Origin of the sequence: Streptomyces africanus (genome assembly GCF_002150735.1) — a bacterium.
In the GTDB taxonomy this organism is placed as follows: domain Bacteria; phylum Actinomycetota; class Actinomycetes; order Streptomycetales; family Streptomycetaceae; genus Streptomyces; species Streptomyces africanus.
Genome location: NZ_MUKA01000263.1, coordinates 278 through 10,927, shown reverse-complemented (window position 1 = coordinate 10,927; position 10,650 = coordinate 278). Strand labels below are relative to the sequence as shown.

At 72.2% G+C, this 10,650-nt stretch carries 11 protein-coding genes and 1 pseudogene; 7 read left to right on the top strand and 5 right to left on the bottom strand.

Translation table 11 applies throughout. The annotated features are described in order from the left end of the window. The coding region (locus tag CCL05_RS29615; protein ID WP_086563722.1) for a hypothetical protein at positions 1-581 on the bottom strand (581 nt) is incomplete at its 3' end. A gap of 555 nt (positions 582-1,136) precedes the next feature. Here CCL05_RS29615 and CCL05_RS29610 point away from each other — a divergent pair. Both CCL05_RS29610 and CCL05_RS29605 read left to right on the top strand, forming a co-directional pair. Beyond that, positions 1,137-2,654 carry a glutamate-cysteine ligase family protein gene (locus CCL05_RS29610; protein WP_086563720.1) on the top strand — a complete coding sequence of 506 codons (1,518 nt, stop codon included), beginning with the start codon at positions 1,137-1,139 and terminating at the stop codon, positions 2,652-2,654. Positions 2,655-2,721: 67 nt separating this feature from the next. Next, positions 2,722-3,525, top strand: coding sequence for a CPBP family intramembrane glutamic endopeptidase (locus CCL05_RS29605; RefSeq protein ID WP_086563719.1), 804 nt, complete (start codon positions 2,722-2,724; stop codon positions 3,523-3,525). A gap of 21 nt (positions 3,526-3,546) precedes the next feature. On the opposite strand, the gene CCL05_RS29600 is transcribed toward CCL05_RS29605, so the two are convergent. Further along, positions 3,547-4,365: a PhzF family phenazine biosynthesis protein gene (locus CCL05_RS29600; RefSeq protein WP_086563717.1), complete on the bottom strand. Its 819-nt coding sequence runs from the start codon at positions 4,363-4,365 to the stop codon at positions 3,547-3,549. 108 nt (positions 4,366-4,473) lie between these two features. Further along, positions 4,474-5,146 (bottom strand): annotated as a pseudogene (locus CCL05_RS29595) (MFS transporter); the annotation flags it as partial. 117 nt (positions 5,147-5,263) lie between these two features. Here CCL05_RS29595 and CCL05_RS29590 point away from each other — a divergent pair. Further along, complete coding sequence (locus tag CCL05_RS29590) at positions 5,264-5,899, top strand: PadR family transcriptional regulator (protein ID WP_086563716.1); 636 nt, start codon at positions 5,264-5,266, stop codon at positions 5,897-5,899. Between the two features lie 89 nt (positions 5,900-5,988). Here CCL05_RS29590 and CCL05_RS29585 read toward each other — a convergent pair whose 3' ends face one another. After that, positions 5,989-6,417, bottom strand: a complete 429-nt coding sequence (locus CCL05_RS29585; RefSeq protein ID WP_086563714.1) for a type II toxin-antitoxin system Rv0910 family toxin — start codon at positions 6,415-6,417, stop codon at positions 5,989-5,991. Between the two features lie 223 nt (positions 6,418-6,640). Here CCL05_RS29585 and CCL05_RS29580 point away from each other — a divergent pair, with 223 nt between their 5' ends. The 3 genes from CCL05_RS29580 to CCL05_RS29570 all read left to right on the top strand — a co-directional run bounded on the left by CCL05_RS29580 (position 6,641) and on the right by CCL05_RS29570 (position 9,494). Beyond that, positions 6,641-7,210: a Clp protease N-terminal domain-containing protein gene (locus CCL05_RS29580; RefSeq protein WP_244204458.1), complete on the top strand. Its 570-nt coding sequence runs from the start codon at positions 6,641-6,643 to the stop codon at positions 7,208-7,210. 85 nt (positions 7,211-7,295) lie between these two features. After that, positions 7,296-8,300, top strand: coding sequence for an EamA family transporter (locus CCL05_RS29575; RefSeq protein WP_086563712.1), 1,005 nt, complete (start codon positions 7,296-7,298; stop codon positions 8,298-8,300). Between the two features lie 246 nt (positions 8,301-8,546). Continuing rightward, positions 8,547-9,494: a DMT family transporter gene (locus CCL05_RS29570; RefSeq protein WP_086563710.1), complete on the top strand. Its 948-nt coding sequence runs from the start codon at positions 8,547-8,549 to the stop codon at positions 9,492-9,494. 31 nt (positions 9,495-9,525) lie between these two features. On the opposite strand, the gene CCL05_RS29565 is transcribed toward CCL05_RS29570, so the two are convergent. Then, positions 9,526-10,209: a pyridoxamine 5'-phosphate oxidase family protein gene (locus CCL05_RS29565; protein WP_086563708.1), complete on the bottom strand. Its 684-nt coding sequence runs from the start codon at positions 10,207-10,209 to the stop codon at positions 9,526-9,528. A gap of 35 nt (positions 10,210-10,244) precedes the next feature. On the opposite strand from CCL05_RS29565, the gene CCL05_RS46515 reads away from it, so the two are divergent. Continuing rightward, positions 10,245-10,650: GntR family transcriptional regulator (locus CCL05_RS46515; RefSeq protein WP_425275952.1), on the top strand; the 406-nt coding region annotated here is incomplete at its 3' end.

Below are 10,650 nucleotides of genomic sequence, written 5' to 3'. Positions count from 1 at the left end.
GCGGGTGAGCCGAGGAGCCGCGTGGGAGCCACCCGGTGGGTCAGCAGGGGGAGCGGTGCGGCGACGCGGTGCGGGCGATGGGCCGCGATGCCGGGAGGTGCGGGGGCCAGGGGGACGAGCAGGTCGGTGGCGGCGGGGTGGCCGGTGGCACCGTCGGCGGTGATGTCCTCGTGCAGCCAGAGCGTCAGCATGTACAGGCCGGGCACGGACAGCAGGCGGGGCTGGTACGGCTGCGACATCGTCTCGGCCTGGCGCAGGGCGCGCTCGGTGGAGGCGATGTACGGGCCCTCGAAGAAGCGGGAGAAGGCCCAGCCGTCGGGAGTCAGCATGGTCTCCGCCGCGGCCACCGCACGGTCGCCGCAGCGGATCAGGAAGCGCCACCCGGCCAGCCGGGTGGCCGCCACGCCCTCGGCCGTGACGCGGTCGAGGACGTGGACGGGCAGGGGGAGCTCGGGAGTGGCGGGTCCCTGGGCCCGGAGCAGGGAGGGAGTTCGGGCCTCACGGACCACGGTGGGAGAGGAGAGCGCAGTCAGGACGGAACGGAGTGCGGGCGCGGGAGCCGGCGGGACATGCAGCGGCATGGTGGGTCGCCTCTCAGTTCAAAGGCACGGTGGCACGAGGGCGGGGGCGGACGGCGCTGTCAGCTCACGGAGGTCGTCAGAGGCAGGGGCCGGGGTCTCAAGAACGAGAGGGGGGTGGGTCCGCCGAACATCGCCTCGACGGCATGACCCATCGACCGTGGGCGCCAACCTTCTGCCTTGTTCGCGGAGTTTATACGACACGTGTTCAGACTGTGTTTCGTCTAGCCGTTTCCGGTGAGTAGAACAAGGGTACATTCGGTCGGCGAAACGCGAGAATTATCCCGATTCCACGCGGGGGTGCACGGCGATGACCTCGGCGAATGCTCCCGCAGCGGTCGGCCCATTCTCGTCGGCATTTTTCACGAGTTCGCGCAACCCCGAAACCCGGGCCGTTGCGTCATGCCGAGTGAATGTGCCACCGGTCATACGTGACCAGCGTAGCGGCCGACGGGCCCGTCCGGGACGTTATCGATCGCTTTCGCTGGGCATCCTCCACGTGACCGGGAACCCGGCGGCCGGATCTTCGGCCCGCATCATCCGAGGAGGGACGCATCGATGGGGGAGAAGGTCGTGGCGGGCGGGTTCGACCTGTCCGATCGCCAGCGCTACCGCGACAAGCTCCGTCGGTGCCTGACGGGCTTGGAGCGACTCCTGGCGGAGAAGCGGTTCGACCGCCCCAAGAACCTGATGGGGCTGGAGATCGAGTTGAATCTCGCCGGCGCCGACGGCATGCCGAAAATGTTGAACGCGCAAGTCCTCGAACGTATCGCGAGCCGTGATTTCCAAACAGAACTCGCCATGTTCAACCTGGAAGTCAACATTCCCCCACACCGCCTCGGAGATCGGGTATTCGATCGGCTCGCGGAGGAACTCCGTACGTCACTGGCATATGCCGACCGGAAAGCCGGTGAGGTCGACGCGGGAATCGTGATGATCGGTATTCTGCCGACCCTCGACCGGGACGACCTGGTGTCGTCGAACCTCTCCGACGTCGACCGCTACACCCTCCTCAACGACCAGATCGTGGCCGCCCGCGGCGAGGAGTTCACCCTCGACATCGCCGGTGTGGAGCACCTCAGCTGCACCTCCAAGTCCATCGCGCCGGAGGCCGCCTGCACCTCCGTGCAACTGCACCTCCAGGTCACCCCGGCCCGCTTCGCCGACGTGTGGAACGCGGCCCAGGCGGTCGCCGCCGCGCAGATCGCCGTAGGAGCCAACTCGCCGTTCCTCTTCGGCCGTGAGCTGTGGCGCGAGTCGCGGCCCCCGCTGTTCCAGCAGTCCACCGACACCCGCCCGCCCGAACTGCAGGCCCAGGGCGTCCGGCCGCGCACCTGGTTCGGGGAGCGCTGGATCACCTCGGCGTACGACCTGTTCGAGGAGAATCTGCGCTACTACCCGGCGCTGCTGCCGATCTGCGACGACGAGGACCCGCTGGAGGTGCTCGACCAGGGCGGCGCCCCGTCCCTCGCCGAGCTCGTCCTGCACAACGGCACGATCTACCGCTGGAACCGCCCGGTCTACGGCATCGCCGACGGCGTCCCCCACCTGCGCGTGGAGAACCGCGTCCTGCCCGCCGGGCCCACCGTCATCGACGTCGTCGCCAACGCGGCGTTCTACTACGGCCTCGTCCGCGCCCTCGCCGAGGAGCCGCGGCCGGTGTGGACCCGGCTGCCGTTCGAGGCGGCCGCCGCCAACTTCGACGCCGCGTGCAAGGACGGCATCGACGCCCGCTTCACCTGGCCCCGGCGCGGCCGCTACGGCGGCACCGCACAGGTCGACGCGGTGAGCCTGGTCCGCGACGAACTGCTGCCGCTCGCCGAGGCCGGGCTGGACGCGTGGGGCGTGGAGCCGGCCGACCGCGATCTGTACCTGGGCGTGATCGAGGAGCGGTGCCGGCGCAGGGTGAACGGGGCGAGCTGGCAGGCCGCGACCTTCCGCAAGGCACTGGACGCGGGCCACCCGAGGAGCGCCGCGCTGGCCGCCACGACCCGGCGCTATCGCGAGCTGATGCACAAGGGGGAGCCGGTGCACACCTGGCCCGTGGGGTCGCCGGAGCCGGTGCCGCTCGGCTGATGCGCCGCCGGGCCGATCTCCCGCTGCCCTCATACTGATCCGACAGGTCGGTGAAGTGGAGGCAGGTGTGCAGGCGGAGGCGAGCCCGGTGGCCGACGAATCCATTCCCCAGCAGCGGCTCTCGCGGCGGATGCTCCGCAACGAGACGCTGCTCGTGCTGGCGCTCTCGCTGGGGGCGAGCGGAGTCTCCGCCCTGATCAGCTTCCTCGGCTCGGTCACCAAGCCCGGCGGGCTGAAGGACCAGGCGGCCACGATGAACGCCTCGGCCGCGCCCGGCCGTCCCTGGCTCGACCTGGCCTGGCAGCTCTTCGGGATCACGACGGCCCTCGTGCCGGTCGTGCTCGTCGCGCATTTCCTGCTGCGCGAGGGCGCGGGCCTGCGCACCATCGGCTTCGACCGCACCCGCCCCTGGCCCGACCTCGGCCGCGGGGCGGCGATCGCGGCCGTCATCGGCAGCACCGGGATCGCCTTCTACCTGGCCGCCCGCGGCCTCGGCTTCAACCTCACCGTGGTGCCCGAGGCGCTGCCCGGCGTGTGGTGGAAGTACCCGGTGCTGATCCTCTCGGCGGTCCAGAACGCGGTGCTGGAGGAAGTGATCGTCGTCGGCTACCTGCTGCGGCGCCTCGGTCAGCTGGGCTGGACGCCGACGGCCGCGCTGGTGGGCAGCTCGGTCCTGCGCGGCTCGTACCACCTCTACCAGGGCATCGGCGGCTTCGTCGGCAACATGGTCATGGGCGTGGTGTTCGTCTATCTGTACCGCCGCTGGGGCCGGGTGGGCCCGCTGGTGGTGGCCCACTCGCTGCTCGACATCGGCGCCTTCGTGGGCTACGCGCTGCTGGCGGGCAAGGTCGGCTGGCTGCCGACGCCGTGAGAGACCGGGGGAGGGTCCGTCTCAGGCCAGCAGCTCGCCCTCGATGACGGTGACCGCCCCGCCGGACAGCAGGGTGCGCTCGCCGCGCAGCTCCGTGCGGACGCGGCCGGAGCGAGGGGAGGCCTGGAGGCCGGTGAGGCGGGGGCTGCCGAGGCGCTCGGACCAGAACGGGGCGAGCGCGGTGTGGGCGCTGCCGGTCACCGGGTCCTCGTCGATGCCGACGTTCGGGAAGAAGCAGCGCGAGACGAAGTCGTAGCCCCGGTCGGGGTCGTCCGCGCGGGCCGTGGCGATGACGCCGCGCTCGGAGTGGGCGGCGAGGGCCTTGAGATCGGGGGCGAGACCGCGCACCGTCTTCTCGTCGGCGACCTCGACCAGCAGGTCGCCGATGTTCGGGCCGGTGTCGAGGACCGTGAGCGGCTCGGTGCCCAGGGACTCGGCGAGGCCGTCCGGCGGGTCGACCCGGGTGAGCGGGGCGGTCGGGAAGTCGAGCGTGAGGGAGCCGTCCTCGGCGGGCGTGGCGGCGAGGACGCCGCTGCGGGTGGAGAACCGTACCGGACCCTCGTGGGCGCCGGTGGTGTGCAGGACGTGGGCGGTGGCCAGGGTCGCGTGGCCGCACATCGCGACCTCGGTGGCCGGAGTGAACCAGCGCAGCGCCCAGTCGGCCTCGCCGCCCTCGGGGAGGGGACGGGCGAAGGCCGTCTCGGCGTGGTTGACCTCCAGGGCGACGTTCTGGAGCCAGGTGTCGTCCGGGAAGGCGTCCGCGTCGTTCAGGAGGACGACCCCGGCCGGGTTGCCGGAGAAGGGGCGATCGGTGAAGGCGTCGACGATTCGAATCCGCATGCCACGACGCTAGAGGCTCGCCGCAGCGGCGGACCAAGGCCAATGCGCGAGTCCTGGACCGATTTACCCACGAGCCTTGTCTCGCGCCGGGGGATCACCAGGGCCGACCACCATGTAACCGCCGAGGACGCTGCTGACGCGGTCCGGATACGCGGTGGCGAGCTCGTGCTGGTTGCTCACGTGCACGGCCTGGACCGCGAAGTCGAGAACCACGATTCCGGCGAACGGGAGCCTCAGCGACCACGGCAGTTGCCCGAGGGCCACCCACGAGAGGATGAGCAGGGCGAGCGCAAGGCCGGTGACCGGGGCCGCCCGCCCGGCGCCCCGCGCCGAGCGCGCCGGCGAGTCCGGCGACGCCGAACAGGCCGATCCGGGCTCTCGCGCAGCCGCCACGGCGGGTCCGCCGGCGGCAGGGAGAGCCCGCTCCACAGGGTCCCGAACGACGCGAACAAGAAGAACGCGATGAGTCCGCGCGTGAGGAAGGCACGCTGCCCGAACAGTCCACCGAGTGAGGCGACGGCCTGCCCGTACCCCGCAGGCGGGTCGAGGCGCTCCTCCGACGGCAGTGCCACCAGGACGAGGGGCGCGAGCCCGAGGGACAGCACCGCGAGCACGGCGTAGACGCTCCGCCCGCCCCACGCCTCGGCGAGCGTGCCGGTGACGACCCGCGTGCCCGGGATGCCCGACGCGGCGAAGGCCACCGTGGTCTGCACCACGGCCGCGAACACCCGGCCGCCGCGAGCCCCGCGAACGCCACCCATGCGGCTGACGCCGACGCCGTGTGGCTCGACACCCAGCCCTGATACGGACGGACCCGATCGGGCCTTGTCATCCGAACGGTAGCGATATATCGTTGAGGCATCGCGACAGATCAACGATGGAATGGAGAGTGTTTGCGATGCATACTCACGGATTCGAGCACGGACATGGCCACGGCGGATCCCGTCACGGCGGCCGGGGTGGCTTCGAGGCGCTGCGTGCAGCCTTCGGGCCCTTCGGGCCGGGTGGTCCCGGTCCCGGCTGGGGCGGGCCCGGTGGTCCGGGCTTCGGTCCCGGACCCTGGGGCGGACGAGGGCGCGGCGGGCCGAGGGGAAGGGCGCGGCGCGGTGACGTGCGGGCCTCGATCCTGGCCCTGCTCAAGGACCGGCCGATGCACGGCTACGAGATGATCCAGGAGATCGCCGAGCGCAGCGGCGGGGCGTGGAAGCCCAGCCCCGGCTCGGTGTACCCCACCCTTCAGCTGCTGGAGGACGAGGGCCTGATCACGAGTGAGTCCGAGGGCGGCAAGAAGCTGTTCGCGCTCACCGAGGCGGGCCGTGTCGCGGCCGAGGAAGGGCCCGAGGCGCCCTGGGAGGAGGCCTCCCGCGGGGTCGACTGGGAGGCTCTCGGGGAGATCCGCCAAGCCGGCTTCGGTCTCATGGAGGCCTTCGGCCAGGTCTGGAAGACCGGCAGCAAGGAGCAGCGGGAGAAGGCGCTCGGCGTCATCAACGAGGCCCGCAAGAAGCTGTACCTGATCCTCGCCGACGAGGACTGACGATCGCGAGGGTTGAGCAGGCGCCCCGTGGAGTGATCCGCGGGGCGCCTCGGCTTGTGCCGGTTGCGGCCGGCCGCCTGGCGTCGGCGTCAGGTCACCAGCCCGTCCAGCTTGCGCAGCGACTCGTTCAGGGCGGCCGTGGCCGAGTCCTTGAGCTTGCCCGCCATCAGCGACACCGTCGTGCCCGTGAACTCGCCGTCGATGCGGACCGTCGTCGCGTCGCCGTCGGGTGTGAGGGTGTAGCGCGTCGCCACGGTCACGCCCATCGGGCCCTTGCCGCGGATGGCGAGCAGCCGCGCCGGTTCCAGTGCCTCGACCGTCCACTCCACCTCGGCCGGGAAGTTCATGAGCCGCATGTTCTCCCGGAACGTCGCGCCGACCTCGAGGGGGTCGGGGCCGCCCTCCGGGAAGTTCGTGTGGGTCGCGTTCCACTCGCCGTACGAGGACCAGTCCGTGAGTCCGGCCCACACCTTCTCGGCCGGTGCCCCGATGCGTGCCTCCGCGCTGACTTCGGCCATGCGACCACCTCTTCACGTCGGGCTGGATGTCGCGGAACGTAGCCGTGGCGGCCGCAATGTTCAATACTGACGACCTGTCAGACGCGCCGGAGTCGTGGCGCGAAACAGCCTGATGTCCTCCGTAAGGAGGAGATTCCGGCCGGCGATGTCCACTTCCCGTGGGACGCGAAAATGGTTCCCTCCGAGGATGCCCCGGGCGCCCGGGACTGATGGGGTGGGGGATGTGCAACCCCGTATCCCCCGCCAGTCGGCGCATGAGCACGGCATCCACCGCGCGGAGAACGATGCCAGGCTCAGTGACGAGCTGGCATCGGTGGTCACCGGTGCCCGCCGGAGGGCGGTCAGGGACGCGGACCGCCAGATCGACACGGCCCATCTGCTCCACTCGCTGCTGGAGTCCGACCCGCAGGCGCGTGCCCTCTTCGAGGAGCCGCAGATCGCGCGGCTGCTCGGCTACCTCGTCCAGCGCAGCATCGGCTACGGCCTGCGCTGGCAGAACGGCGTCGAGGACTCCGGCGCCGTCCCCGTCGTGACGGAGACCGCCGGCTTCTCGCCGCTGGCCGCGGCCTCGATGCAGTACGCCCGCGAACGGGCCGCGCGGCACGGCGGTCCGGCCCGCGGTGTCGACCTGCTCGCGGCGATCGTCGCCGACTCGCAGGCGCGCGCGGTCGAGGTGCTCCGACGCGCCGGGATCGACCAGCGCGCGGTGCAAGCCCGTATCGACGGCTGGACCGACGCGTCGCGGCAGTGCCCGCCTCAGGACTGTGTCCGAGGTGGCGAAGCCGCTTACTGACCGGGCTCGGCCGAGCCGCTCGTGACGTCCAGGCAGTGAGACAGGTGCCATAGGGGATGACGCTCCTGTCATCGCCTGTCATCATGTGCCGGTGCGTACGTCTGACAGCAGCCCCAGCAGGCACGGCAAGGGTGTCGGGCTCGGCCTCGCGCTCCTGTCCGCGGTCGCCTTCGGCGGATCCGGTGTCGCGGCCAAGCCCCTGATCGAGGCGGGTCTGGACCCCCTGCACGTGGTGTGGCTGCGTGCGACCGGGGCGGCCCTGGTGATGCTGCCGCTCGCCGTCCGCCACCGGGCGCTGCTGCGCCGCCGGCCCGGACTGCTCGCCGGATTCGGGCTGCTGGCCGTCGCCGGCGTCCAGGCCTGTTACTTCGCCTCGCTCTCCCGTATCCCCGTCGGGGTGGCCCTGCTCATCGAGTACCTGGCGCCCGCCCTCGTGCTGGGCTGGGTGCGGTTCGTGCAGCGGCGGCCCGTGACGCGTGCCGCGGCGGTCGGTGTGGTCCTCGCGGTCGGCGGGCTCGCGTGTGTCGTCGAGGTGTGGTCGGGGCTCCGCTTCGACGCCCTGGGGCTGCTGCTCGCCCTCGGCGCGGCCTGCTGCCAGGTGGGTTACTTCGTCCTCTCCGACCAGGGCAGCGACGCCGGGGACGAGGCACCCGACCCGCTCGGCGTCATCGCCTACGGCCTGCTCGTCGGCGCGGCCGTACTGACCGTCATCGCCCGGCCGTGGAGCCTGGACTGGTCCGTGCTCACCGGCACCGCCCGCATGGACGGCTCGCCCGTCGCCGCGGTCGCCCTGCTGGCCTGGATCGTCCTCGTCGCCACGGTCGTCGCGTACGTGACCGGCGTGCTCGCCGTGCGCCGGCTCTCCCCGCAGGTCGCCGGCGTCGTGGCCTGCCTCGAAGCGGTCATCGCCACCGTCCTGGCCTGGATCCTCCTCGGCGAGCACCTGTCGGCGCCGCAGCTCGCCGGTGGCGTGATCGTGCTGGTGGGCGCGTTCATCGCACAGTCCTCGACGCCCGCCAAGGGCTCCGGACAGCCGGTGGCGAGCGGCGGCCCGGAAAGGAAGTTGTCCCGGCCCGGAACGGCCGCATAGGGTGCCGATCATGCCTTCGAACGCACTCGTTCTTCCGCCTCCGGCCGCCTGAGGCGGGCCCTCCGGAATCCGCGCCCGGCGTGTCACCACCGGGCCGAACGGTGCTGCCCGCAGACGAAGTCCGCGGACCCCGCTGATCCGACGTGATCCGCTGATCCGACGCGATCCGGGGCCCTTCCCGAACTTCCGCGCACCAGCCGCCGCCGATGCCGCGCGGCGTGCCGTGCGCGTCTGCGGAGAGAACACGTGTCGAACACTGCCTCCGGCCTGCCCGTCGGGCGAGGCCTCCTCTATCTGATCGTCGCCGGTGTCGCCTGGGGCACCGCGGGCGCGGCCGCCTCACTGGTCTACCGGACCAGCGACCTGGGGCCCGTCGCCCTCTCCTTCTGGCGCTGCGCCGCCGGCCTCGTGCTGCTGCTCGCCGTCCGCCTCGTCCGGCCGCGCGCCCGGGCCGCCGTACCCGTGCCGCTCGGCCGCCGGGCGCTGCGGGCCGGGGTCACCGGAGTCGGGCTCGCGGTGTTCCAGACGGCCTACTTCGCGGCCGTCTCCGCCACCGGCCTCGCCGTCGCCACCGTCGTCACCCTCGGCGCCGGGCCCGTGCTCATCGCGCTCGGCGCCCGGCTCACGCTCGCCGAGCGCCTCGGCCGGGGCGGAACCGCCGCCGTCGCGGGCGCTCTCGCCGGGCTCGCGGTCCTCGTCCTCGGCGGCGGGGACACGACCGTACGCCCGTGGGGTGTGCTGCTCGCGCTGCTGTCGTCGGCCGGGTACAGCGTGATGACGCTGCTCACCCGCCGGTGGGGCCGCGACGGCGAGGCCGACGCGTCCCGGACGACCGTCGGGGCGTTCGCCGTCACGAGCCTGTGCCTGTTGCCGTTCGCCCTGGCCGAGGGGCTGCTGCCGCACACCGAGGAGCCCGGCCGGCTCCTGGTCCTGCTGGCGTACGTCGCCGCCGTCCCCACCGCCCTCGCCTACGGCCTCTACTTCGCGGGCGCGGCCGTCGTACGGTCGGCCACCGTGTCGGTGATCATGCTGCTGGAACCGGTGAGCGCGGCCGTGCTCGCCGTCGTCCTGCTCGGCGAGCACCTCACGGGGGCGACGCTGGCCGGCACCGTGCTGATGCTGGGCTCGGTCGTGGGGCTCGCCGTGGGGGAGGCGCGGGGTGCCAGGACCAAGGAGCCGGTGATGCTGGTGTGACATCACCGAGCCCTCGGGTACGGGCGCGACGTCACCGCGCCGGCAGGTAGTCGGGCAGTTCGGTGCCGGGGGCCAGGTCGTGGTTGGCGACCGGCGTGCCGTAGCCCATGCGCAGGGGAACGACACCGGCCCAGTGAGGGAGGGCGAGGTCCTCGGGGTCGTCGTTCGCGCCGCCGGTGCGGACCTTGGCCGAGACCTCGTCCAGGTCCAGGCGGATCACCGCGGTGGCGGCCAGCTCCTTCTTGTTGGCCGGCCGCGAGTCGGCGGAGCGGCCCTGGACGACCTGGTCGACCAGGGCGTCCAGGGCCTGCCGCTTCTCCTCGGGGTCCGTCACGTCATGGGCGACGCCGTGCACCACCACGGAGCGGTAGTTGATCGAGTGGTGGAAGGCCGAGCGGGCCAGGACCAGTCCGTCGACGTGCGTGACGGTCAGGCAGACCGGGAGGCCCGGGTCGGTCTGGCCGGCCTCCCGCAGCGGGCGCGAGCCGGTCGAGCCGTGCACATAGAGCCGCTCGCCGGTCCGGGCGTACAGGGTGGGCAGCACGACCGGCGCGCCGTCGCGGACGAAGCCCAGATGGCAGACGTAGGCCTCGTCGAGGATCGAGTGCACCAAATCCTTGTCGTACGAGGCCTTGTGCGCGGCGCGCGTGGGGACGGTGCGGTCGGTCGGGGTGTAGGCGTCGGGCTGAGACGGCGTCTGCGTGGTCCCCTGCATGGTGCTCTCCATTGTATTAGTGCATAATGAGCTTTGTGCTAGGAGAGTATCGGATCAGCGGGCGTCGTGCAGCGGAGATTTCCGCGAGCATCGAGCGGGCGGTGGGCGGTGGTGAGCTGCCGCCGGGTCAACTGCTGCCGCCCATGCGGGAGTTGGCGGAGCAGCTGGGGGTGAATCCCAACACGGTCGCGGCCGCGTACCGGACCCTGCGCGAGCGCGGGGTCATCGAGACCGCGGGCCGGCGCGGCAGCCGGGTGCGGGCCGCGCCGGCCACGACGGGGCGGGACCACATCAGGGTGGACGTGCCCGACGGCGTGCGTGACGTGGCGAACGGCAATCCGGATCCGGCGCTGCTGCCGCCGCTCGCCGGGGCGTTCGCGGCGGCGGCGGCCGAGGGCGACCGCGCGCCCGTGCTGTACGGGGCCGATCCGCTGGAGCCGG